Source organism: Rhizobium sp. 007 (assembly GCF_015353075.1).
GTDB lineage: Bacteria > Pseudomonadota > Alphaproteobacteria > Rhizobiales > Rhizobiaceae > Rhizobium.
On the sequence record NZ_CP064187.1, the window covers coordinates 2,662,339 to 2,685,725 of the forward strand.

Below are 23,387 nucleotides of genomic sequence, written 5' to 3' on the forward strand. Positions count from 1 at the left end.
CGGGCTATTGCCGGTCCGTCGGCAGCCATTCGAACTACTTTTCGGAAGACGGAAAGAATCAACCTTGCATATCACGGCCTATATTTGTCTCGCCATTGCGACGTTGTGCTGGGGTGGAAACACTGTCGCCGGAAAGCTGGCGCTCGGCCATGTGAGCCCCATGACGCTGACTTTCCTGCGCTGGACTATTGCGACCGCGCTCATCGCCGCGGTGTCGCTTCCGCAGATCAAGAAGGACTGGCCAGTCGTCCGCAAGAAGCTGCCACTGCTGCTTTTCTACGGCATGGTCGGCTATACGCTCTTCAACGCCATGCTTTACTCGGCCGTGAAATACACCACCGCCATCAATGTTGCGATCGAGCAGGCAGGCATCCCGATGCTGATCTTCCTGCTCAATCTGATTTTCTTCCGCACCGGCGTTTCGGCCGCGCAGGTCGCCGGCTTCGGCATGACGCTCGTCGGCGTGGCCTTGACCGCCTCCCATGGCGATATCGCGGCGCTGCTCAGGCTCGGTCTCAACCGCGGCGACGCCTTGATGCTGGTGGCGGTCGCCGCCTATTCGATCTACACGATCTTTCTGCGCTGGAAGCCGCCGGTCGACTGGCGCACGCTCATGGCCTTTCCCGCCCTGGCGGCGGCGCTGACGTCGCTGCCACTGCTGCTTTGGGAAAATGCGGCCGGCAATGTCCAGATGCCGGACGGCAAGGGCTGGATCATCACGTTTTACACGGCGATCTTCGCCTCGCTGGTTGCGCAGATCCTCTATATCAAAGGCGTGGAGTGGATCGGCGCCAACCGGGCCGGCCTCTTCATCAATCTCGTTCCGGTTTTCGGCACGCTCTTATCCGTGCTGCTGCTTGGCGAAGCATTGCAGCTCTTCCATATCGTCTCGCTGGTGCTGACGCTGGGCGGCATTGCGATCGCTGAGACGGGACGTCCAAAGCTTTCGGCTTCGACCGCCCCCGCCTCGCCTATGGACTAAGATCAGCCGAGTTCCAGCGTCGTGACGCCGTAGACGTTCCTCAGCGGAATGGCAGGTGCCGTGCCGCGATACATGCGCGCCGTCTCGAATACCGGTTCGAGCCCCATGCTTTCGGCAAGCGCGATCGCTTCCCTGTTTTCGGCGGGGACATCGATGAACACCGGCTCGCCGCCAGCCTCCGGCAGCAATTCGGCAAGCAGCGCGGCTGCGGTATCGGTATCGGCGGCAAAAAGCGGCCCGATCTTGTAGCCTTCGTAACAGCGGCGGATTGTGGCGTAGCCGCGGATCTTGCCGCTCTTGCGCGCGATCGCCGTCTTGCGCCCGCGCCGCCGCTTGCACCATGCGGCAACGAATGCATTGCGTGGCTCGGTGAAAATCGCGGCATCGTAACGGAACAGCCCGTCCAGCTTGTCCGACACCGGATGCGCTAAGAGCGAGGATTGCGGAAACACCGCCGGAATGCCGCCATACCGGATCGTAGTATAGGCAGGTTCGAAGCCTGCCTTGCGGTAATTCTCCTGCTGAGCGACGACGCCGTCGAGACCGATCGTGCGGTCTGCCGCAGACGCCATGCCGGCATTCCAGAGCGCCTTGCCGTAGCCTTTGCCACGGAAATCCGGATGGACGATGTAGAGGCCAAGAAACGCCAAGTGTTCGCCGTATTTCACCACCGAAATGGAACCGACCGGAACTTCACCAACCGCACCGATGAAAAAACCGGACGGGTCGGCTTCCTGGAAAGCGAGCGAATCGTCGAGTCCTGGATTCCACCCCTCCTGCCTTGCCCATTCGAGCACAAGCTCCAACTCACCCGGCCGCATCGCGCGAACCGCAAATTCCGAACTCATGCAACCTTCCCAAGCAAACCCTGCCTTAAGTTTGCAGGGCAGAATAAAGCGTTAAAGTTTGAACCGCGGCATCGCTACCGGGCGCGAAGAAACATGCTCATTGCTGAAACGACCTGCATCGATCGTCATAAGGCACGACACGAAAATCTTCGCATCACAATTATCATGAAGCAACGCCGTTGAAATCTCAAGAGAATTACTTCGCAGAAGCAGCAAAGCGTAAATGACAGCACCGCTTTGCTGGTACTGCAGATTGGTTCGCGTGGCCGCTTCCGGCCGTCCTAGCGCAAACCAGGTGAATTCTTTGCTAATATAGCCCGTCCGGCGCTCAATTTGGTTGCAAGTCAAACCTGAAGCATGCTGTCTACAGGGGCGCATCTGCAATGAGTGAAAACCTTGGCCACGCAACCGTCCGGCCCGCATATGAAAACGCCGCCGCCGCGCCGCAAGCGCCGCGCAGCATTGTGGCTGATGCTCACGCTTTCGATCTCGCTCGTTGCCGGCACGGTCCTGCTATCCAACGACATGCGCCATCTGCGCACCCTGGCAGCTTTGTCGGGCTACGGTCTCAACCTGCAGGTCCAGCAACCAGAACCACCGCCGCTACAGCTGGTAGAGGTTGCAAAGCGTGCTTCCCAGCTGCCGGTCAAGATCCCGCCGAGGCTGATCGAGGTTCCGCAGCCCGAGCTCGCCGGAAATTTCCTGCGGACGTGGCGGAAGTCCGGACCGGACATGTGCGAAACGTTGCGCAAGGCAGGCATAGAGATGACTCAATGGCGTGCCTCCGCCATGGGCAGCAGCGCCTATGAATGCTCTTTTCAAGAGGTCTACAAGGAAGATGGGGAGCGCCCACTGAGTTCTTTGTTTCTGATCATTCGCGGAGATCGCAAAGGCGCGATTTCCAACATGCGCGCCAAGATCGTCGGGCCGGCGACGGATAGCGCGGGCCGGCTCGATCCGTCTTTCATGCGCGTTTTCGACACGGTGCTCGCACAATCGCACTGGCTGGATTTTCACGATGCCTTGAGCGCGATCCGAGAACTGAAGGATGTCAGAGAGGAAGGTTTTGGCGCGAGCGTCGTCTTCTCCCGCGAATTCAGCAGCGAGAACAGCTTCAATTTTATCATGACGATCAAGGCGGCACCCGGTCCGCAGATGCGGACCAGGGCCTTTTTTTCTACCGGACGCTGGATGCCCGCGCCGGACAATGAGGTCTCGGAAGCACTGCCGCCAATCTTCCGGTAGTTAGAAATAAGGCTCGAAGAAGCGCCGCACGGCGTCGATCTCGTTCGGACGGATGTCATGTCCGCCCGGGTGCCACTCGGTCTCGGTCGCAGCCCCCTGCCCGGTGAAATAGCCGGCGAGCGCTTGGGTCAGACCGACCGGAGAGATCGGATCACGTTCGCCCGCCGTAATCAGCACCTTGCGGCCCTGGAGTTCCCGATTCGCCTTCGGCCGAAACGGAATGAGAGGATGCATGAGCACCGACGCATCGAACAGCCCGTTTTCGATCAAGACATTCGCCAGGATGTTCGCACCGTTTGAAAAGCCGAGGCCAAGGATGTGCGACGCGCCGTGATCGACCGTCATGTCTTTCACGAAAGACGCCAACTTCTGCGTGGCCCTGGCAAGATCGTCCATGTCGTAGACGCCCTCGCCGGTGCGCTTGAAAAAGCGTGCCGCGCCGTGCTCCGAAACATCCCCGCGGGGAGAGACGATCGTCGCATCGGACAGAAGCCGCCGTCCGAAGTCGAAGAACTGGTTTTCATCCCCTCCGGTGCCGTGCAGCACAAAGAGGATGGGTTTTCCCGGTGCACCGGCATGGAGCCGGTGCACATAGCTGTGGTCGTTCATCGATCTGCCCCTTAAGCTTCGAGCGGTTGCAGGTGCTGCTCGATCAGTTGCCGCAGATGCGCGTGCTGCTGCGGCAGCTTCAGCGCTTCGCCGAGATGAGCCGTGTCTTCGTCCCGGTCGAAGCCGGGTTCGTTGGTGGCGACCTCGAAGAGAATGCCGCCAGGCGTGCGGAAATAGATCGCCCAGAAATAATCGCGGTCGATGACCGGCGTCACCTGGTAGCCTGTATCCACCAGTGCCTTTCGCACCTCGAGCTGCTTTTCGCGGTTGTCGACAGCAAAGGCGACATGGTGCACGGAACCGGCGCCCGGCAGAGCACGGGAGATATTCGGCATCGTTTCGAGATCGACCAGATGCGCACCGTTGCCGCCTGGCATCACCAGCCGCTTCACGCCGTCTTTCTCGTCTTGAACCTCATAGCCCATGAATTTCAAGAGTTCGGACGTCGCGCCCTCATCGCGAAGGCGCATGGCGACGGAGTGGAAGCCACGGATGGCGTGATCCTCGCCGATGCCGCCATGCGTCCACGGCTGGCGGCCGTCGTCCCTGACTTCAACAAGCGCGAAACCGTCGCCATCAGGACCCGCAAAGTGCAGTCGCTTTTGGCCGAAGCTCTCGTCCGCCTTGAGACCGCTGACGCCGAGCTTGGTGAGACGGTCGCTCCAAAAGCCGAGCGAGCCCTCGGGAACGGAGAAAACGGTCGTACCGACTTCGCCGGTGCCCGGACGGCCCTGCGCCATCTTGGGAAACGGGAAATAGGTCATGATCGAACCCGGCGAACCGGTCTCGTCGCCATAATAGAGATGATAGACGTCGGGCGCATCGAAGTTCACGGTCTTCTTGACGCGGCGCAGGCCGAGCGCGTTTGTGAAGAACTGGTTATTGGTACGGGCGTCCTCCGCCATCGATGTGACGTGGTGCAGACCCTTGATCTGGTTGAGCATGTCGAGACCCCTTTCTTGCCCGCAGCGGCGAGCCTTCATGGGTCATAGATGATTGCTTGGAGCGATTTGGAATAGTCCCGGAGACCAAAACGCATTGTCTCCTTTTATTGAACACCGGTCCGGAGATGTTCAGAAAACTCTAGGCATCCTGCGGATTGGCGGGCAACTCCCAGTCGACGGGCGCGCGGCCGTGAGACTGCAGGAAAGCGTTTGCTTTCGAAAAATGCCTGCATCCGAAAAAGCCGTTATGCGCCGAAAGCGGCGACGGATGCGGCGCCTTGAGGACGAGATGACGGTCGGTATCGACAAAGGCCGCCTTCCGCTGCGCGTAGGAACCCCAGAGCATGAAGACGACGGACTCGCATTCCTCGTTGACCTTGCGGATCACCGCATCGGTGAAACGCTCCCAGCCCTTGCCCTGATGTGACGCGGCCTGCGCCTCCTCGACGGTCAGAACGCTGTTCAGCAACAGCACGCCCTGGCGGGCCCAATGCTCCAGAAAGCCATGCCGCGGCGGCTTGATGCCGAGATCGGTTTCCATCTCCTTGTAGATATTGACCAGCGACGGCGGAATGCGCACGCCTGGTCGAACGCTGAAGCAGAGTCCATGGGCCTGTCCGAGGCCGTGATAGGGATCCTGCCCCAGAATGATGACCTTCACCTTTGCAAGCGGAGTGAGATCAAGCGCGCGAAAATATTCCGACCCTTTAGGGAAGATACGCTTGCCGCTTTGCTTCTGCACCAGCAGGAAATCCTTGAGCTGCTGCATGTAGGGACTGGAAAATTCGGGCGCGAGTGCCGCCTTCCAGCTCTCTTCGAGCGCGATGGTCTGTTCGCTCATCGATAGTCCTCGTTCCACCGAAGGGGGGATAGATTTGCCCTGAAAAGGGAGGCGCGCAATATTTTAGTCACCTATCGCGGCCAAAATTTACGAAGTATCGTTAGACTGGTGATAATCGCGCAGGAAAGCAAGCGTCAGCAAAGGCTTAACACGCATGAAATTTGGAACAAGCGGCCTGCGCGGCCTTTCCGCCGATCTGAAAGGCAGGGCGTCGGTGGTCTACGCGACAGCGTTCGGGCAATATCTTCTCGAGAGCGGGCGCGCGCAAAAAGGCGACCTCGTCATGCTCGGCCGCGATTTTCGCGATTCCAGCCCTGCAATCGCTGCGACATGCGCTCTCGCGCTCACCGCGCTTGGCTTCAGGGTCGCCGATTGCGGCACCGTCCCGACACCAGCGCTGGCATTTTATGGATCCCGAAACAAGGCCGCGAGCCTGATGATCACCGGCTCGCACATCCCGGCGGACCGCAACGGCATCAAATTCTACCGACCCGATGGTGAGATCGACAAGGCGGACGAAGCCGCGATTTCCGATCTTGCCGTCAAGCTCGACCGCTCCCTGCCTGAAGCGGCAATGGCGGAAAAAGCGAAGGTCGAGGACCGGTCCGGCGACTGCGCTAGAGCCTTCATGGCGCGCAATGCCGGCATTCTCTCCAAAAATGCCCTTTCCGGCCAAAGGATCGGCGTCTATCAGCATAGCACCGTTGCCCGCGACATGATGGTGCAGCTTTTGTCGCACTACGGCGCCGAAGCCATCGCGCTTGGACGATCGGAGACCTTCATCCCGGTCGATACCGAAGCCGTTTCAGCGCAGACCGTTGCGCTCCTCAAGGATTGGGCGCAGTCGCTGACACTTGATGCGCTCGTTTCGGCCGATGGCGACGGCGACCGGCCACTGGTGACGGATGAGAACGGCACCCCCCTGCGCGGCGACTTGCTGGGGCTGATCACTGCGAATTTCCTGGATGCCGGGACCGTGGTCACGCCTGTCACCTCCAACTCCGGCATCGAAGCCGCCGGCGCCTTTGCCGTCGCCCGCACGCGCGTCGGCTCACCCTTCGTCATCACCGGCATGCAGGAGGCGATCTTCGCAGGCAAGGACCGCGTGATGGGCTTCGAGGCCAATGGCGGCCTACTGACCGGTTCGGATTTCAGCGTCAATGGCAGGACGCTTGAGGCACTGCCGACACGCGACTGCTTCCTGCCGATCCTGGCAGTCCTTGCGCTGGCAGCGGCGCAAAAGAAGCCGCTGTCGGTCATTGCCGCTTCCTACAATCTCCCGATCGCGGCGGCCGATCGGCTGGAGAACTTCCCCGTCGAGACGAGCGCAAAATTGATGGCTTACCTGCGCGCCTTGCCGGAAAACCTGGCGGATTTCCTGAAGCCCCTTGGAAGCCCGTCCACGGCGAGCGACATCGACGGCTTGCGCGTCACGCTGGCCGACAGGCGCATCATCCACTTTCGCCCCTCGGGTAACGCGCCGGAGATGCGCTGCTACGTCGAAGCGCAAACCGAACATGCCGCAAGCCAGTTGCTTGAAGCCGGACTGAGCCGGATCAGGCAGTGGGCCGCACAGAACTGATTGAAGACAGAAGATTTTGAGGAAACGCACCCGATGACGCAAAAGATCGTTCCCGTGATCATGGCAGGAGGCAAGGGCACACGCCTGTGGCCGCTGTCGCGCGCTGCAGCCCCCAAGCAGTTCATTCAGTTCATCGGCGACAAGACGCTGTTTCAGGAAACGCTCGCCCGCGTCTCCGATCCGGCCCTCTACGAAGCACCGGTCGTGCTGACCAATGAGGAATTCCGCTTCCTCGTGGCCGAACAGGCCCGCGAACTCGATCACGCGCTGAAGGCGATCCTGCTGGAGCCGGTTGCCCGCAACACCGCACCCGCCGTTGCCGCCGCTGCCGCCCTCGTCGCCGACCTTTTCGGCAAGGACGTGATCATGCACGTCCTCGGCTCGGACTATGAGATCGTCGCCGATCAAAGCTATTTCGACAGCGTCCGCGCCGCGCGCGAAACGGCCGCCAGCGGCAAGCTCGTGACCTTCGGCATCAAGCCGACCGAACCGGCAACCGGCTACGGCTATATCGAAGGCGGCGAGAACCTTTCGGCAGGCGCACAGACCGTGAAGCGCTTCATCGAAAAGCCGCCCTTGGACAAGGCAAAGGAGATGGTGGCTGCCGGCGGCTTCTACTGGAATTCCGGCATGTTCATGTTCCAGGTGGGCGCGCTCCTCGCGGAAATGCGCAACTATGCGCCGGACGTCGTCGCCGCTGCCGGTGAGGCTGTTGCCAAGGCGACGCGCGATCTCGACTTCACCCGTCTCGACGCCCAATCCTTTGCGAACGCCCCCAGCATCTCGATCGACTATGCGATCATGGAAAAGACGGCCAATGCCGCTGTCGTGCCCTCGCCCTTCAAATGGTCGGATCTCGGCAGCTGGGATTCCGTCTGGAAAACCGGGACGCGCGACCCGAACGGCAATGTCGCGACCGCCAATACGACGCTTGTCAACAGCCGCAACTCGCTGGTGATGAGCCACGGCGTGCATCTTGCCGTCCAGGGGATGGAGGATGTCGCGGTGATCGCCAGTGAGGATGCCGTCTATGTCGGCAAGCTGCAGGACAGCCAGAGCGTCGGCGACCTCGTCAAGACGCTCGCCGCCCTGCCCGCAACGTCGAAACTGACGCAGACCCATCCGACCTCGTACCGGCCGTGGGGCGGTTATACCTCGATCTTCAACGGCGACCGTTTCCAGGTAAAGCGCATCTTCGTCACACCCGGCAAGAAGCTCTCGCTGCAGAAGCATCACCACCGCTCGGAACATTGGATCGTCGTCAAGGGCACGGCCGAGGTGACGATCGGCGAGAATGTGCAGATGCTGCGGGAAAACGAGTCTGTCTATATCCCGCTCGGCGAGGTGCACCGCCTCGCAAACCCGGGCAAGATCTTGCTCGAACTGATCGAAGTGCAGACCGGCTCCTACCTCGGCGAGGACGACATCATCCGCATCGTCGACGAGTTTGGGCGCAGCTGAGAAGGGGCTGTCTTGAATTTATAACGGTGCGCCTGTAACACGATCGCGTTTTGCCGCCGGCAGGCCGCGATCGTTTTTGATGAAGGTTATTCCATGCGCATTGTTATGATTGGTTCGGGCTATGTCGGTCTCGTCTCCGGCGCCTGCCTTGCGGATTTCGGCCACCACATCACCTGCGTCGATAAATCCGAAGCGAAGATCGACGCCCTTGAACGCGGCGAAGTGCCGATCTTCGAGCCGGGCCTCGATGCCATCATCGAGCACAACCGCAGCGCCGGCCGCCTGGATTTCTCCAAGGATCTGGCTGCACCGGTTGCAGACGCCGATGTCGTCTTCATCGCGGTCGGCACGCCGTCGCGCCGCGGCGACGGCCATGCCGACCTGAGCTACGTCTATGCCGCCGCGCGCGAGATTGCCGCAGCCGTCAGCGGCTTCACCGTCGTCGTCACGAAGTCCACCGTTCCCGTCGGCACCGGCGACGAGATCGAGCGCATCTTCCGCGAAGAGTTCCCCGGCAAGGACATCGCCGTCGTCTCGAACCCGGAATTCCTGCGCGAAGGTGCTGCCATCACCGACTTCAAGCGCCCCGACCGCATCGTCATCGGCACCGAAGACGCGCGCGCCACGGAAGTCATGCGCGAAGTCTACCGGCCGCTCTACCTCAACGAGGCACCGCTTTATTTCTGCGAGCGCCGCACGTCGGAGCTGATCAAGTACGCCGCCAACGCCTTCCTCGCCATGAAGATTACCTTCATCAACGAGATCGCCGACCTTTGCGAACAGATCGGTGCGGATGTGCAAAAGGTTGCCAAGGGCATCGGCATGGACAAGCGCATCGGCGACAAGTTCCTGCATGCCGGCCCCGGCTATGGCGGCTCGTGCTTTCCGAAGGACACGCTGGCGCTCGTCAAGACCGCGCAGGACTATGACAGCCCGATGCGCCTCATCGAAACGACGGTTGCAATCAACGACAACCGCAAGCGCGCCATGGGTCGTAAGGTGATCGCCGCCTGCGACGGCAGCGTGCGCGGCAAGAAGATCGCCGTCCTCGGCCTGACCTTCAAGCCGAACACCGACGACATGCGCGATGCGCCGTCGATCACCATCATCCAGGCCTTGCTCGACGGCGGCGCCACGGTTCATGTCTATGACCCGGAAGGCATGCAAGCGGCCAAGGAAATGCTCGGGCCGGTGACCTACGGCAATGACCCTTACGAGATTGCCGAGAGCGCCGATGCCATCGTGCTCGTTACCGAATGGGATGAATTCCGCGCGCTCGACTTCAAGCGCCTGAAGACCACGATGAAGAACCCTGTCGTCGTGGACCTGCGCAATATCTATCCCATCGCCGAAATCACGCGCCACGGCTTCAGCCACTTTGCCGTCGGCAAGAAGACCGAGTAGAGATAGAAAATGCATTACTTCATAACAGGCACCGCAGGCTTCATCGGCTTTCATCTCGCGCGGCGCTTGTTGCAGGATGGGCATCGGGTTACCGGTTTCGACGGCCTGACGCCCTATTACAGCGTCAAGCTCAAGCATATGCGGCATGCGGCTCTGGCGCAGTTCCCGGCCTTCAAGCCGGTGGTCGCCATGCTTGAGGATCAAAAGGCGCTCGAAGATGCGGTCGGCCAGGCAAAGCCGGACATCCTGATCCACCTCGCGGCCCAGGCCGGCGTCCGCTACAGTCTTGAAAACCCGCGCGCCTATCTGAGCTCGAACGTCGAAGGCTCCTGGAACATTCTGGAAACTGCCGAGCGCCACAATGTGCAGCATCTGATGCTGGCCTCGACCTCTTCGATCTATGGCGCGAACCCCCGCGTTCCCTTCCATGAGACCGACAGGGCCGACGAGCCCCTGACGGTCTATGCCGCGACCAAGAAGTCGATGGAGCTGATGGCGCACAGCCATGCGCATCTCTACAAGCTGCCAACCACCGCCTTCCGCTTCTTCACCGTCTATGGTCCCTGGGGCCGCCCGGACATGGCGCTCTTCAAGTTCGTAAAGAGCATGCTGGAAAACCAGCCGATCGAAATCTACGGCGAAGGCAAGATGAGCCGCGATTTCACCTATATCGACGATCTCGTCGAGTCGATCGTGCGGCTTTCCGCGATTATGCCTTCGGAAGAAAACCGCATCGCCGACGACAAGGTCGAGACGCTGTCCCGCCAAGCGCCGTTTCGTGTCGTCAATATCGGCGGCGGTCAGCCGGTCAGCCTGATGGACTTCGTGGAGACCGTGGAAAAAGCGCTCGGCCAGCCGGCCCAGCGCAAAATGCTGCCGATGCAGAAGGGCGACGTGCCGCGCACCTTCGCCAGCCCGGACCTGCTTGTCGCCCTGACGGGTTACAAGCCCGATACGAAGCTTGAAACCGGCGTCAGGGCCTTTGTCGAATGGTATCTGGAAGCCCGCCGGGAGCTCGAGCCGTAACCGCCAGCATCCGGCTGCCCGCGCCCGATTTGGCCGGGGTCCGGCCGGCCGGCGAAATGAGCTTGCCGATCTCCGCAGCCGGCATCGGATAGCCGAGCGCGTACCCCTGCAGCATGTCGCAGCCGAGCTGCGTCAACGCTTCGGCATGGCCCTCCGTTTCAACGCCTTCAGCAATCACGCCCACATTGAGCGCCTTGGCGATGTCGATGATCGAGCTGACGACACAGCGCTGCTCCTCGGATTCGACGATGTCAGTCACCAGTTGCCGGTCGAGTTTCAGGCATTTTGGGCGCAGCCTTGCCAACCCGATCAACGAGGCGTGCCCCGAACCAAAATCATCGATCTCGATATCGATGCCCATCTGTTTGATCTGATCGATGTTGCTCAGCAGCTTGTCATCGGGATCGTCGAGAAAGATCGTCTCCACCAGTTCGAAAGAGAATTCGCCCGGAGGAACCTCCAGCGCCTGCAGGCTGTCGAGCAGCGCCGGATCGAACAGCCGCGCGCTCGAAATATTGACCGCTATGCGCGGAACGGCGGTACCCCGATCCTGCCAATGCCGGCGATCCTCCAGCGCCATTTTCAGAATTGCCGCGTCGATATCCGCCGACAGCCCATTCTCATCCGCGGCCTTCAAGAAGACGGCCGGCGACAGCACACCCCTTTCTGGATGAATCCAGCGGGCAAGCGCTTCGAGGCCGGAAATCGACCGCGTCTTGGCGTCGAACTGCACTTGGTAATAAGGAACAATCTCTCCGCGCTCCAGCCCGCGCTTCAGCTCTTCGGCGAGACGCCGTTTGCTGAGCAGGTCCTCCCGCAATTGCCGGGTAAAGAATTCGATGCGGTTTACCCCAAGTTTCTTCGCCTGATAAAGCGCAAGATCGGACTCGGTGAACAGATTGCGCGTCCGCCGGCCGGCACTCCATGATATCCCGATCGAGGTACCGGACTGCAGCAATTCCTGGCCGAACCGGATCTTCTTTCGCAGCCGCTGCTGGACATCCGCGGCAATGCGCGTGAGCTCTTCGACACCTGCGAAATCCCACAGCAGAATGACGAATTCATCGCCGCCAACGCGCGCGACGAGGCTGTTTCCCGGAACGGCGGCCGTCATCCGCAGCGCGGCCGCACGCAGAACGGCGTCGCCTGCGGCGTGGCCATAGCTATCGTTGATCTGCTTGAACTGGTCGAGACCAAGGTGAAGGATCGCAAGCGTCGAGATCGACTTGTCGGCATGCAGTTCGACAAACCGCCTGTCGAACAGGCGGCGGTTGGGCAGCCCGGTCAGATAGTCATGTTCGGCAGCATACTCGATCCGTGCGTTGCTTTCCTCGAGCGCCCGTGCCCGCGCTTCGGCGACTTGGCGCTGACGCTTCAGCTCCGCGTTCAGCATGACATCGGCCGTGACGTCCCACTCGGCGCCGATGAATGAGGGAGCACCCTCCTCGCTGACGTAGAAATGCGCCCGCGAGCGCAAATGCCGGATTTCGCCGTTCGGCAGGATGATACGGAATTCGGAATTATAAGCGCCACGCCGGGCGATCGCCTCGTCGAATTCCTGCACTGCGCGTTGCCGGTCTTCCTGATGAACCGCGTCAAACCAGAACGATGTGGGAAGGACGCGCATGGTCTCGCCCGTTTGATAGAGCCGGTGCATTTGCGCATCCCAGAGGATCTGGTTGGTGCGCACATCGTGCTCCCAAACGCCGATCTGCGACGCATCGAGCGCAAGCTCGAGGCGCCTTAACAGATCCTGGAATTCCTGTTCCGACCGGGTCGGTGTCCTTTTCGGCAATTCGGTGTCTCAGACTTAAGCAGATGCGAGAAATCATAATACTGTCTCAAGCCCACATTAACGAAGCCTTTTATGGATTGCCGAGCTGGCTATTGGGAGTAACTTTCCTTACTCCCGCAGGAAATAATCTTCTAATGATTGTGGCGCGGCGGAACCCTTGCAATCTGCCGGAAGTCTGCCGCCCCTTCAAGCACAGCCCCTTCCGAAAGCTGACTGACCGACCGACGGTAGATCTGCTGCCACGGCGTCGCATCCGCCGGCACCGGCGGAATACCCTCGCCCTTGCGCCGTTCGATCTCTGCGTCGTCGACCAGCATGTCGCAGCGGCCCAGATTGAAATCGATGCGGATGATGTCACCGGTGCGAAGCCAGGCGAGACCGCCGCCGGCGGCACTTTCCGGCGAGGCATTGAGGATCGAAGGACTGTCCGCCGTACCGGATTGGCGGCCATCGCCGATCGTCGGCAGGCTGCTGATGCCGCGTTTCAAGAGGTGGTCCGGCGGCTGCATATTGACGACTTCGGCTGAACCCGGCCAACCGATCGGCCCTGCCCCGCGGATGACGAGGATGGTATTCTCGTCGATATCCAGCGACGGATCATTGATGCGCTTGTGATAGTCCTCGGAACCGTCGAAGACGGCCGCCTTGCCCTCGAATATGCCTTCACGACCAGGCTCCTGCAGGTAGCGTCTGCGGAAATCGTCGGAGACCACGCTCATCTTCATGATCGCGAAATCGAAGAGATTGCCCTTGAGTACGAGGAAGCCAGCCCGCTCCTTGAGAGGTTCCGCAAACGGCCGGATGACCTCACGGTCGCTTGCCTGCCGGCCTTCCAGGTTTTCGGCCAAGGTCTTGCCGGTGACTGTCCGACAGTTGCCGTCGAGCTTACCGGCCTGCAGCAGTTCCCACATGACCGCAGGCGTGCCGCCTGCCCGGTGATAGCGCTCGCCGAGATAGGCGCCTGCCGGCTGGACGTTGGCAAGCAGCGGGATATCGAAGCCATGGACCTGCCAGTCGTCGGGATGAAGCTCGACACCGGCATGTTTCGCCATGGCCGCCAGATGCGGCTGCGCATTGGTCGAACCGCCGATCGCCGAATTGGTGCGGATGGCGTTGAGGAAAGCCTCGCGCGTCAGGATATCCGACGGCTTCAGGTCTTCGAACACGATCTCGACGGCACGGCGCCCGGTGCGATAGGCCATCTGGCCGCGCTCGCGGTAAGCCGCCGGAATGGCGCCACAACCCGTCAGCGACAGGCCGAGTGCTTCGGCAAGCGCGTTCATCGTCGAAGCGGTGCCCATCGTATTGCAGTGGCCGACGGATGGTGCGGAATCGAGCGCGGCCTGAAGAAACTCTTCGCGGTCGATTTCGCCGGCACCGTATTTGCGCCGCATGCGCCAGATCACAGTTCCCGATCCCGCCAGTTCGCCCTCGTGCCACCCATCAAGCATCGGCCCGCCTGAAAGTACAATGGCGGGAATATCGACGGTTGAGGCCGCCATGATCGCCGAAGGCGTGGTTTTGTCGCAGCCGGTGGTCAGCACGACGCCATCGAGCGGATAGCCGTAGAGAATTTCGACGAGCCCGAGATAGGCGAGATTGCGGTCGAGTGCGGCCGTCGGACGCTTGCAGTTTTCGAAGATCGGATGCGTCGGGAATTCGATCGGGATGCCGCCGGCATCGCGGATACCGTCGCGCACCCGCTTGGCAAGTTCGACATGCACCCTGTTGCAGGGCGTGAGATCGCTGCCGCTCTGGGCAATCCCGATGATTGGTTTGCCGCAGCGCAACTCTTCCGGTGTGATGCCGTAGTTCATAAAGCGCTCCAGATAGAGCGCCGTCATGTCGATATGGTCAGGATTATCGAACCAGTCCTGCGAACGCAGGCGGCGCGTCGGCGGCTTGTAGTCGTTCATTCTTTCCTCCAGAACGGGCAGTCGGCATATCTTCCCAAATGCTCCGTCGATGTACGTTCATCAAGACATAAACCTGCGACGCCTCCATGCAAATAAAAAAGGCGGGACCGGATGTCCCGCCTCTTGATTTGATGATGTTTTCGCTTACTCCGCTGCGACCCGAATGGCGGCCTCTTCCGACGGCGGACGATTGTCGTTGTGCTGCACCAGCGGACGGTTGCCCGTCAGCTTGCGGAGCAGCACATAGAAGACCGGCGTCATGAAGATGCCGAAGAAAGTCACGCCGATCATGCCGGCAAAGACCGCGACACCCATGGCGGCGCGCATTTCCGCACCGGCACCGGTGGAGACGACCAGCGGCACGACACCCATGATGAAGGCCAAGGAGGTCATCAGGATCGGGCGAAGACGCAGACGGCTTGCCTCGATCGCCGCCTGGACCGGCGTACGGCCTTCGAACTCCAGTTCACGGGCGAATTCAACGATCAGGATCGCGTTCTTCGCCGAGAGACCGACAAGGACCACGAGGCCAATCTGCGTGAAGATGTTGTTATCTCCGCCCGTCAGCCAGACGCCCGTCAAGGCGGCCAGCACGCCCATTGGCACGATCATGATGATCGCAAGCGGCAGGGTCAGGCTTTCATACTGGGCAGCTAGCACGAGGAAGACGAGGAGCAGCGCCAGCGGGAAGATGATCACGCCGGAATTGCCTGCCAGGATCTGCTGATAGGTCAGATCCGTCCACTCGAAGCTGATGCCCTTCGGCAGCGTCTCGTTGGCGATTTTTTCGATCGCGGCCTGCGCTTGGCCGGAGGAGAAGCCCGGAGCAGGACCGCCGTTGATATCGGCGGAGAGGAAACCGTTATAACGGTTGGTCCGCTCCGGCCCGGTCGTCGCGCTGACCTTCAGCAACGCCGACAGCGGGATCATCTGGCCCGATGCCGAACGAACCTTCAACTGGCCGATGTCGTCCGCCTGGGCGCGGAACTTCGCATCGGCCTGCACCCGGACGCTGTAGGTGCGGCCGAAAGCATTGAAGTCGTTGACATAGAGCGAACCCAGATAGATCTGCAGCGTTTCGAAGACATCGGTCACCGAGACACCGAGCTGTTCGGCCTTCGCGCGATCGAGGTCAGCAAAGAGCTGCGGAACGTTGATCTGGTAAGCAGAGAAGATGCCGGTCAGCTCAGGCGCCTGGTAGGCCTTAGCGATCATTGCCTTGTTGGCCTCGTCGAGCGCCTGGTAGCCGAGACCGGCGCGGTCTTCGAGCTGCATCTTGAAGCCGCCCGTCGTGCCGAGGCCATTGACCGGCGGCGGCGGGAACATGGCGATGAAGGCATCCTGGATCGCCCCGAACTTCTGGTTCAAGGACATGGCAATCGCACCGCCGGAAAGCGCCGGCGACTTGCGCTCCTCAAAATCCTTCAGCGTCACAAAGACGATGCCGGCATTTGAAGAGTTGGTGAAGCCGTTGATCGACAGGCCGGGAAAGGCGATTGCGTGGGCAACGCCGGGCTCGGCCATGGCGATATCGCTCATCCGCTTGATGACGTCTTCGGTCCGGTCAAGGCTTGCGGCATCCGGCAGCTGGGCAAAACCGATCAGATACTGCTTGTCCTGTGCCGGCACGAAACCGCCCGGAACAGCATTGAAGAGGCCATAGGTCGCACCAGCCAGCGCCAGGTAGATGACCATGACGATGCTCTTGCGCGACAGCAGGCCGCCAACGCCCTTGCCGTAGGCTTTCGAACCTGCACCAAAAACGCGGTTGAAGCCGCGGAAGAACCAGCCGAAGATGAAGTCCATGCCGCGCGTCAGCCAGTCACGCTTGGCGTGGTGGCCCTGCAGCAGGAGGGCTGCCAGCGCCGGAGACAGGGTCAGCGAGTTGAAGGCCGAGATAACCGTCGAGATCGCGATCGTCAGCGCGAACTGGCGATAGAACTGCCCTGACAGGCCGCTGATGAAGGCGAGCGGCACGAAGACGGCGACGAGCACCAGTGCGATCGCGATGATCGGGCCGGAAACTTCCTTCATGGCCTTGTAGGTCGCATCGCGCGGGCTGAGCCCATTCTCGATGTTGCGCTCGACGTTTTCGACGACGACGATCGCATCATCCACCACGATACCGATCGCCAGCACCAGGCCGAAGAGGCTGAGTGCGTTGATCGAAAAGCCGAAGACGTACATCACCGCGAAAGTACCTATGATCGATACCGGAACGGCGATTAGCGGGATGATCGAGGCACGCCACGTCTGCAGGAACAGGATCACGACGAGAACGACAAGAGCGATGGCTTCGAGCAGCGTATCGACGACCTTCTCGATCGACGAACGGACGAATTTCGTCGTGTCATAGACGATCTCGTAGCTGACCCCGTCCGGCATTGCGATCTTCAGCTCCTCCATCGTCTTCTGGACTTCGTCCGAGATGGTGATGGCGTTGGAGCCCGGAGACTGGAAGACCGGGATGGCGACCGCCGGCTTGCCGTCGAGGATCGAGCGCAGCGAATAGTCGGCAGCGCCGAGTTCGATGCGTGCAACGTCGCGAAGGCGGGTGATTTCACCGTTGGCCCCCGACTTGACGATGATGTTGCCGAACTGCTCCGGCGTCTGCAAGCGCCCTTGAGCGTTGACGTTCAGCTGCAGCTCAGTGCCTGGCAGGCTCGGCGAAGCGCCGATCGTGCCGGCAGCGGCCTGAACGTTCTGCTCGCGGATCGCATTGGTGATATCGCTGGCAGCGAGATTATGCTCGGCGGCCTTTTGCGGATCGATCCAGACGCGCATCGAATAGTCGCCCGAACCGAAGACCTGCACCTGGCCCACGCCATCGATGCGCGCCAGCCGATCCTTGATGTTCAGGACGCCGTAATTGCGCAGATAGGTGATGTCGTAGCGGTTGTCCGGCGAGATCAGGTTGACGACCATCATCAGGTCGGGAGAGCTCTTGACGGTGGTGATGCCGATGCTCTTCACCTCATCCGGCAGGCGAGGTTCGGCCTGCGAAACACGGTTCTGAACCAGCTGCTGCGCCTTATCGGGGTCGGTGCCAAGCTTGAAGGTTACCGTCAGCGTCATGACGCCATCGGAAGTCGCCTGGCTGGACATGTAGAGCATGTCCTCAACGCCGTTGATCTGCTCTTCGAGCGGTGTCGCAACCGTCTGCGCGATGACGTCCGGATTGGCGCCCGGATAAGTGGCACGCACGACGATCGACGGCGGCACGACCTCCGGATATTCGGAAATCGGCAGTGCCCTGAGGCCGATCAGACCGGCTACGAGGATGAGGACCGAAAGCACGCCGGCAAATACCGGGCGGTCCACAAAGAATCTGGAGATGTTCATTTCAAAGCCCTCTCCGGGATGAACTTGGATGCAAACCCCTGCCAGGCGGTTGGGGTGCCGCCGGCGGGTCAAATCATTTCGTTGGTGGCCCGAAGGGCCGGGCGACGGGGAGGCTCGGCAGGTGTCGTCTTCGCTTTTGGCTCAGACGTTCGCCCGTTCGTCGCTCACCCCCTCATCCGTCCTGCGGACGTCTTCTCCCCGCCGGGAGAAGGGGAATTGCTCTGGCGGCCCTACTTGGCCGCCACTTTCTCTTCCATCTGCGGCTCGACCACCGCACCCGGACGGATGCGCTGCAAGCCATTGACGACGATCTTCTCGCCCGGGTTCAGACCGCTTTCGACGACGCGGAGGCCTTCACTTACCCTACCGAGCTCGACCGGCCGATAGCTGACCTTGTTCTCGCCGTCGACGACGAAGACGAACTTCTTGTCCTGGTCGGTGCCAATCGCACGCTCGCTGACGAGAATCTTATTCTCGGCTTTCGGCTGGCCCATTCGGACGCGAACGAACTGGCCGGGGATCAGCTTGCCGCCCGGATTGTCGAACACGGCGCGGACTCCGATTGTGCCGCTTGCGGCATCGACCTGGTTGTCGACGAGCTGGAGCTTGCCCTTGATCGGCGTGCCTTCATCAGCAAGCGTGCCGACCTCGACCGGGATCTGTTCGAGGGCCCGGACTGCACTGTCATTGGCCGGAAGCTGCGACAGCGCCTTCGTCACCATCTCTTCGCTGGCGTTGAAGCTCGCATAGATCGGATCGATCGAGACGAGCGTCGTGAGCGCTGGGGAAGCCGAACCCGCAGCAACAAGGTTGCCGGCGGTGATCTCCAGCTTGCCCACTCGGCCAGAAACCGGAGCCCGGACCTCGGTGTACCCGAGATCGAGCTGAGCCGACTGCAGCGCCGCCTGCGCGGTACGGAGCCCTGCCTGCGCCTCGGTAAAGGCGCTCTGGCGCTGGTCCATATCGCTCTGCGAGATCGTGCGGCTATCCGAAAGCCGGCGGCCACGCTCAAGCTCGATCTGCGCCAAGCTGACCTTGGCCTCGGCGGAGGCAACCTGCCCTTCGGCTTGAGAAACCGCCGCTTGGTAAGGGGCCGGATCGATTGTGAAGAGCAGGTCGCCGGCCTTCACCAGTGCACCTTCGCGGAAGTGGACCGACTGGATGGCGCCCGCAACGCGGGAGCGTAGCTGAACTCGGTCGACCGCTTCGAGACGGCCCGAGAACTCTTCCCAGGTGGTCACATCACGGCTTGCGACGACGGAAACCGTCACCGGCACAGCGGGAGCTTGTGCAGGGGCGGAAGCGGCCGTAGCAGCCGTGCCCATCGGCAATTCAAAAAAGATGGCGGCTGCTGAAACAGACGCAACAAGCCCGATGCCAGCGCCCACCAGGGCCCAGCGCTTCTTTCTGGACGTCATTGGTACTCTCCTTACGGCCCTATACGGCCGACGATAATCAGTTCGTTTTCAATGCAATTGGTGTTGGACGCTTAACTCCTGAACGAAACTTCTGAACTCGCGGCTGACGTTCTCCTGCCAGTTCGACGTGCCGTCCGTTTTCCCGCCGTAAATAGATGGCCAGCCTGCCCCGGCGGGGAGGATATGCTGGCGGACCTCGACGCCTGCCGCTTTGAGGCGGGCGGCATACCCGACGGTCTCGTCGCGCAGAGGGTCGTCCTCCGCCGTGAAAATCAGCGCCGGCGCAACGCCGGCAATGCGCGAACAGAGACAGGGCGCCGCATAAGGGTGACAGCCGCCGCCGCTGAGATAATGGCTCCATCCTTCCGTCCAGCGCTGGCGCATGCCGATGCCGTCAGCCTTGCGGATGGAGGAGGTGCCCATGAACGGATCGAGGAGCGGCGAAATCAGGATCTGGCCGTCGAGCGCGTCGGCATAGTGATCGCGTGCCTTCAGCGCTACACCCGCCGCAATATTGCCGCCAGCCTCTTCGCCAGCGATCAGGAGCAGCGAGTTGCGATCGCCAATGCCGGAGGCGCGCTTGTTGGCAAGATAGGAAAAAAGGGAATAGCCGACTTCCAGCGGCTTCGGAAAGACGTTGCCGAGCGGCGCGTTGTAGTCAGGGATCGCAACAATCGCACCGGCTTTCGCCATGCTCTCAGCAACCGCACTTTCCTTGATGCCGGCCTGAACGCCCGATTCCAGGAAGGCGCCGCCGTGAAAGAACAGAACGATCGGCGCCCCTTTACCGAACTCGGCGCCTTGATAGACGCGCGCGGAAACGGGGCCGATGCCCACCTTCTCCAGCACCATGTCTTTCACCTGCACCGTCATCGGTCCGGCTTTCGCTCAATCAAAGATAACGCATGGAAAGCACCTACAGCTTGCCATTCTGATAAAAAAGATATTGTTATTCACATCGCGGAATAAGAAGCTGTATTATGATTACACTGTTCCGATTTTCGAATAATATCGCAGTGCAAACTGTGGAGATCTCCGATGGACCAGCTCTCGGCAATGCGCGCCTTCATACGCGTCGTTGAGACGGGCAACTTTACACGGGCGGCCGACACGCTCGCAATGCCCAAAGCGACAATCACCAATCTCATCCAGGGCTTGGAAGCGCATCTGCGCACCAAGCTGCTCAATCGTACGACGCGGCGCGTCATGGTGACGACGGACGGCGCACTATATTACGAACGCGCCTCGCAGATCGTTTCCGAACTGGAAGAGCTCGACGGCAGTCTTTCCAACTCCCAAAGCCTTCCAAGCGGCCGCTTACGCGTTGAAATGGCAGGCGCTTTTGCCGACACCATCGTCGTGCCCGCACTCTGCGATTTCTACCTGAAATATCCCGATATCCGCATTGATCTCGGTGTCAGCGACCGCACCGTGGACTACCTTGCAGAAAACGTCGACTGCGCCCTTCGCGCCGGCACCCTCGCCGATCAATCGTTGATCGCAAGACGTGTATCCGAAATCGAAATGGTCACCTGCGCATCGCCCCGATACATCGAGAAATTCGGCATGCCCGCGCACCCGCAAGAGCTCGAAAGCAGCCATTACGGCATCAGCTATTTCCGCGCACAGACCGGCCGCACGATCCCGTTCGAATTCAAGAATGGCAACGAAGCGATCGAGATAAACCCGAGATATATCGTCTCGGTGAATGACGGCAGAACCTTCATGAGCGCCCTCACCACCGGCCTCGGCGTCGGCCAGACGCTCCGTTTCATGGCGCGCAGCGCCCTCGCAAGAGGCGAACTCGTCCAGGTTCTGCCGGAATGGAAGCGCGATCCGCTGCCGCTCTACGTCGTCTACCCGCCGAACCGGCACCTAAGCAACAAGGTACGCGTTTTTGTGGACTGGATGGTAAAGCTGCTTGCCGACGCCAAGCTCAACGACGCTTGAAAACGGAAGCGGCCCGGAAGGCAGAAAAACCTTCGACGGGCCGCGATCGGATCAACTTCGAATATCGAGCCCGCCGCATCACCAGGGAAAATGATGCGGCGGGCTTTTGGAGGCTTGGCGCCGGAATGGGGATTTCCGTTCGCTCCTTGCCAAGGAATATAGCTGCATCCCGACCGAATGTAAGGCGCAACTTCGCGCATCACCGTTCAGAAAAACGGAACAATGCCGCCACCGAGCCGCGAACAATGTCATCGAATTAGACCATGCCGCCATTGGCGCGCAGGACCTGTCCGTTTATCCAGGAGCCGTCCGGACCAGCGAGGAAGGAAACGGCAGCGGCGATGTCTTCCGGCCTACCGAGGCGTTCGAGCGGGTTCATCTTCGCCATGCGGGCGACGAGTTCGTCTGATTTGCCATTGAGGAAGAGATCGGTAGCGGTCGGGCCGGGAGCGACCGCGTTGACCGTGATGTTCCGGCCGCGCATTTCCTTCGACATGATCGCCGTCAACATTTCCACCGCCGCCTTGGTGGCGGCATAGACGCCGTAGGTTTCGAGCTTCACGCCGACGACACTGGTCGAGAGGTTGATGATCCGGCCGCCGTTGCGCAGCCGCTTACCGGCTTCCCGAAGTGTGTTGAACGTGCCCTTCAGGTTGACGCTGACCTGGCGGTCGAAGTTGGCATCGTCGGCATCGGCGATCGCAGACAGCATCATGATGCCGGCATTGTTGACGAGAACGTCGATACCGCCGAAGGCTGCTTGCGCAGCATCGAACATCCGGCGCACCGCTTCGGGATCGCTGACATCGGCCTTCGCCGTCTGCGCCCTGCCGCCGGCCTGCTCGATTTTCTGGGCCAGTTCTTCGGCGGGAGCGGCATTGCCGGAATAGTTGATAACGACGGTAAAGCCATCCTTGGCGAGACGTTCGGCAATGGCGGCACCGATGCTGCGGGATGCACCCGTGACAAGCGCGACCCTGTTGTCATTGCTAGCCATTTTCCTTCTCCTTCAGTTCCTTGCGCCGCAGCGCGTTTTGATGAGGAGAAGATGATACTTTCCATAGTGCGGATAATCATGCATTCTTCGGCATCACTATCCGACAAATGCGAACAAATACCATGGACCGATTTGATGCCATGCGGGTCTTTTGCCGCGTCGTGGAACGCCGCAGCTTCACGCTCGCAGCCGAGGATACGGGCCTGCCCCGCTCGACAGTGACCGATGCCGTCAAGCAGTTGGAAGCGCGCCTCGGCGTGCAACTGCTCCAGCGCACAACCCGCCATGTCAGCCCGACGCTCGACGGCGAGGCCTATTACCAGCGCTGCCTTTCGATCCTCGCCGACATCGAGGAGGCCGAAGGCGCCTTTGTCGGCGCCAAACCGAAGGGCATGTTGCGGGTCGATGTGCACGGTACGCTTGCCAGGCATTTCGTGCTGCCGAGCCTGCCATCCTTCCTGGAGACGTATCCGGATATCGAATTTTACATGAGCGAAGGCGATCGTCTGGTCGATCTCGTCCGTGAAGGCATCGATTGCGTGTTGCGAGTCGGCGTGCCGCAGGATAGCGACATGATCGCCCGCCGCGTGGCCACGCTGGAAGAGATCACCCTCGCCTCACCCGCCTATCTCGAACTCCATGGCATACCGGAACATCCGGACAAGCTCGACGGCCACCGCATGGTCGGGTTCCGGTCCAGCGCGACGGGCGGGCTGCTGCCGCTCGAATTCATCATCGACGGGCAGGTCTGCAACATGTCGATCCCAGCCATCGTGTCGGTCAATGCAGCCGAAAGCCTCCATGCGGCAGCACGCTGCGGACTGGGCATCATCCAAGTGCCGCGCTACCATGCCGAACGCTACATCGCCTCCGGCGAGCTGGTTCAGATCCTGAAAGGCTTCCCGCCGACCGAGACGCCGGTCTCGCTCCTTTATCCGCGCAATCGTCAGCTTTCGCCGCGCGTCCGCGTCTTCATAGACTGGCTGGTGAAGCTCTTTGGGCAGCAGCGGGCAAGTTTCGGGTAGTC

Annotated in this window: 18 protein-coding genes; 8 read left to right on the forward strand and 10 right to left on the reverse strand. The window is 60.9% G+C overall.

The genetic code is table 11. From position 1 onward, the window contains the following. The first annotated feature begins 64 nt into the window (after positions 1-64). The gene (locus ISN39_RS13335; RefSeq protein WP_194727815.1) at positions 65-982 is read left to right on the forward strand and encodes a DMT family transporter; all 918 of its coding nucleotides are present in this window, start codon (positions 65-67) and stop codon (positions 980-982) included. 2 nt (positions 983-984) lie between these two features. Here the strand turns inward: ISN39_RS13335 and ISN39_RS13340 are convergent, their stop codons facing one another. Further along, positions 985-1,830 (reverse strand): GNAT family N-acetyltransferase, encoded by an 846-nt coding sequence (locus ISN39_RS13340; protein ID WP_194727816.1) that lies wholly within the window; start codon positions 1,828-1,830, stop codon positions 985-987. A 396-nt stretch (positions 1,831-2,226) separates the two neighbouring features. Between ISN39_RS13340 and ISN39_RS13345 the strand changes: the two genes are divergently transcribed. Then, positions 2,227-3,075 carry a DUF6030 family protein gene (locus ISN39_RS13345; protein WP_246763203.1) on the forward strand — a complete coding sequence of 283 codons (849 nt, stop codon included), beginning with the start codon at positions 2,227-2,229 and terminating at the stop codon, positions 3,073-3,075. Here the strand turns inward: ISN39_RS13345 and ISN39_RS13350 are convergent, their stop codons facing one another. The 3 genes from ISN39_RS13350 to ung all read right to left on the reverse strand — a co-directional run bounded on the left by ISN39_RS13350 (position 3,076) and on the right by ung (position 5,469). After that, positions 3,076-3,684 (reverse strand): alpha/beta hydrolase, encoded by a 609-nt coding sequence (locus tag ISN39_RS13350; protein ID WP_194727817.1) that lies wholly within the window; start codon positions 3,682-3,684, stop codon positions 3,076-3,078. It lies immediately after the preceding gene. An 11-nt stretch (positions 3,685-3,695) separates the two neighbouring features. Then, a complete protein-coding gene (locus tag ISN39_RS13355; protein ID WP_194727818.1) occupies positions 3,696-4,628 on the reverse strand; it encodes a VOC family protein in 933 nt (310 codons plus the stop codon). 139 nt (positions 4,629-4,767) lie between these two features. Next, complete coding sequence (ung, locus tag ISN39_RS13360; RefSeq protein ID WP_022716932.1) at positions 4,768-5,469, reverse strand: uracil-DNA glycosylase; 702 nt, start codon at positions 5,467-5,469, stop codon at positions 4,768-4,770. 154 nt (positions 5,470-5,623) lie between these two features. On the opposite strand from ung, the gene ISN39_RS13365 reads away from it, so the two are divergent. From ISN39_RS13365 to ISN39_RS13380, 4 genes are all read left to right on the forward strand, one after another. After that, positions 5,624-7,051, forward strand: a complete 1,428-nt coding sequence (locus tag ISN39_RS13365; protein WP_194727819.1) for a phosphomannomutase — start codon at positions 5,624-5,626, stop codon at positions 7,049-7,051. A 33-nt stretch (positions 7,052-7,084) separates the two neighbouring features. Then, complete coding sequence (locus ISN39_RS13370) at positions 7,085-8,512, forward strand: mannose-1-phosphate guanylyltransferase/mannose-6-phosphate isomerase (protein WP_194727820.1); 1,428 nt, start codon at positions 7,085-7,087, stop codon at positions 8,510-8,512. Between the two features lie 93 nt (positions 8,513-8,605). Then, positions 8,606-9,916, forward strand: coding sequence for a UDP-glucose/GDP-mannose dehydrogenase family protein (locus ISN39_RS13375; protein WP_194727821.1), 1,311 nt, complete (start codon positions 8,606-8,608; stop codon positions 9,914-9,916). Positions 9,917-9,925: 9 nt separating this feature from the next. Beyond that, a complete protein-coding gene (locus ISN39_RS13380; RefSeq protein ID WP_194727822.1) occupies positions 9,926-10,942 on the forward strand; it encodes an NAD-dependent epimerase/dehydratase family protein in 1,017 nt (338 codons plus the stop codon). Here the strand turns inward: ISN39_RS13380 and ISN39_RS13385 are convergent. The 5 genes from ISN39_RS13385 to ISN39_RS13405 all read right to left on the reverse strand — a co-directional run bounded on the left by ISN39_RS13385 (position 10,890) and on the right by ISN39_RS13405 (position 20,286). Further along, on the reverse strand, positions 10,890-12,737 hold the full coding sequence (locus tag ISN39_RS13385; RefSeq protein WP_194727823.1) for a GGDEF domain-containing phosphodiesterase: 1,848 nt from the start codon (positions 12,735-12,737) through the stop codon (positions 10,890-10,892). The genes ISN39_RS13380 and ISN39_RS13385 overlap by 53 nt on opposite strands. A gap of 131 nt (positions 12,738-12,868) precedes the next feature. Further along, positions 12,869-14,653 (reverse strand): IlvD/Edd family dehydratase, encoded by a 1,785-nt coding sequence (locus ISN39_RS13390; protein WP_194727824.1) that lies wholly within the window; start codon positions 14,651-14,653, stop codon positions 12,869-12,871. A 144-nt stretch (positions 14,654-14,797) separates the two neighbouring features. Continuing rightward, positions 14,798-17,995, reverse strand: a complete 3,198-nt coding sequence (locus tag ISN39_RS13395; RefSeq protein WP_194727825.1) for an efflux RND transporter permease subunit — start codon at positions 17,993-17,995, stop codon at positions 14,798-14,800. A gap of 230 nt (positions 17,996-18,225) precedes the next feature. Then, positions 18,226-19,413: an efflux RND transporter periplasmic adaptor subunit gene (locus ISN39_RS13400; RefSeq protein ID WP_194727826.1), complete on the reverse strand. Its 1,188-nt coding sequence runs from the start codon at positions 19,411-19,413 to the stop codon at positions 18,226-18,228. A gap of 48 nt (positions 19,414-19,461) precedes the next feature. Next, on the reverse strand, positions 19,462-20,286 hold the full coding sequence (locus tag ISN39_RS13405; protein WP_074069330.1) for an alpha/beta hydrolase: 825 nt from the start codon (positions 20,284-20,286) through the stop codon (positions 19,462-19,464). A 165-nt stretch (positions 20,287-20,451) separates the two neighbouring features. Here ISN39_RS13405 and ISN39_RS13410 point away from each other — a divergent pair, with 165 nt between their 5' ends. After that, positions 20,452-21,363, forward strand: coding sequence for a LysR family transcriptional regulator (locus tag ISN39_RS13410; protein WP_194727827.1), 912 nt, complete (start codon positions 20,452-20,454; stop codon positions 21,361-21,363). Positions 21,364-21,619: 256 nt separating this feature from the next. Here the strand turns inward: ISN39_RS13410 and ISN39_RS13415 are convergent, their stop codons facing one another. Continuing rightward, positions 21,620-22,360: an SDR family oxidoreductase gene (locus ISN39_RS13415; RefSeq protein ID WP_194727828.1), complete on the reverse strand. Its 741-nt coding sequence runs from the start codon at positions 22,358-22,360 to the stop codon at positions 21,620-21,622. A 122-nt stretch (positions 22,361-22,482) separates the two neighbouring features. Here ISN39_RS13415 and ISN39_RS13420 point away from each other — a divergent pair, with 122 nt between their 5' ends. After that, positions 22,483-23,385, forward strand: coding sequence for a LysR family transcriptional regulator (locus ISN39_RS13420; RefSeq protein ID WP_194727829.1), 903 nt, complete (start codon positions 22,483-22,485; stop codon positions 23,383-23,385). Positions 23,386-23,387: the final 2 nt, after the last annotated feature.

Coding starts and splice junctions, on each gene's coding strand:
- ISN39_RS13355 (WP_194727818.1), bottom strand. CDS start 4,628: ATGCTCAACCAGATCAAGGGTCTGCACCACGTCACATCGATGGCGGAG.
- ISN39_RS13340 (WP_194727816.1), bottom strand. CDS start 1,830: ATGAGTTCGGAATTTGCGGTTCGCGCGATGCGGCCGGGTGAGTTGGAG.
- ISN39_RS13350 (WP_194727817.1), bottom strand. CDS start 3,684: ATGAACGACCACAGCTATGTGCACCGGCTCCATGCCGGTGCACCGGGA.
- ISN39_RS13375 (WP_194727821.1), top strand. CDS start 8,606: ATGCGCATTGTTATGATTGGTTCGGGCTATGTCGGTCTCGTCTCCGGC.
- ISN39_RS13380 (WP_194727822.1), top strand. CDS start 9,926: ATGCATTACTTCATAACAGGCACCGCAGGCTTCATCGGCTTTCATCTC.
- ISN39_RS13415 (WP_194727828.1), bottom strand. CDS start 22,360: ATGGCTAGCAATGACAACAGGGTCGCGCTTGTCACGGGTGCATCCCGC.
- ISN39_RS13410 (WP_194727827.1), top strand. CDS start 20,452: ATGGACCAGCTCTCGGCAATGCGCGCCTTCATACGCGTCGTTGAGACG.
- ISN39_RS13370 (WP_194727820.1), top strand. CDS start 7,085: ATGACGCAAAAGATCGTTCCCGTGATCATGGCAGGAGGCAAGGGCACA.
- ISN39_RS13420 (WP_194727829.1), top strand. CDS start 22,483: ATGGACCGATTTGATGCCATGCGGGTCTTTTGCCGCGTCGTGGAACGC.
- ISN39_RS13390 (WP_194727824.1), bottom strand. CDS start 14,653: ATGAACGACTACAAGCCGCCGACGCGCCGCCTGCGTTCGCAGGACTGG.
- ISN39_RS13395 (WP_194727825.1), bottom strand. CDS start 17,995: ATGAACATCTCCAGATTCTTTGTGGACCGCCCGGTATTTGCCGGCGTG.
- ISN39_RS13365 (WP_194727819.1), top strand. CDS start 5,624: ATGAAATTTGGAACAAGCGGCCTGCGCGGCCTTTCCGCCGATCTGAAA.
- ISN39_RS13405 (WP_074069330.1), bottom strand. CDS start 20,286: ATGACGGTGCAGGTGAAAGACATGGTGCTGGAGAAGGTGGGCATCGGC.
- ISN39_RS13400 (WP_194727826.1), bottom strand. CDS start 19,413: ATGACGTCCAGAAAGAAGCGCTGGGCCCTGGTGGGCGCTGGCATCGGG.
- ung (WP_022716932.1), bottom strand. CDS start 5,469: ATGAGCGAACAGACCATCGCGCTCGAAGAGAGCTGGAAGGCGGCACTC.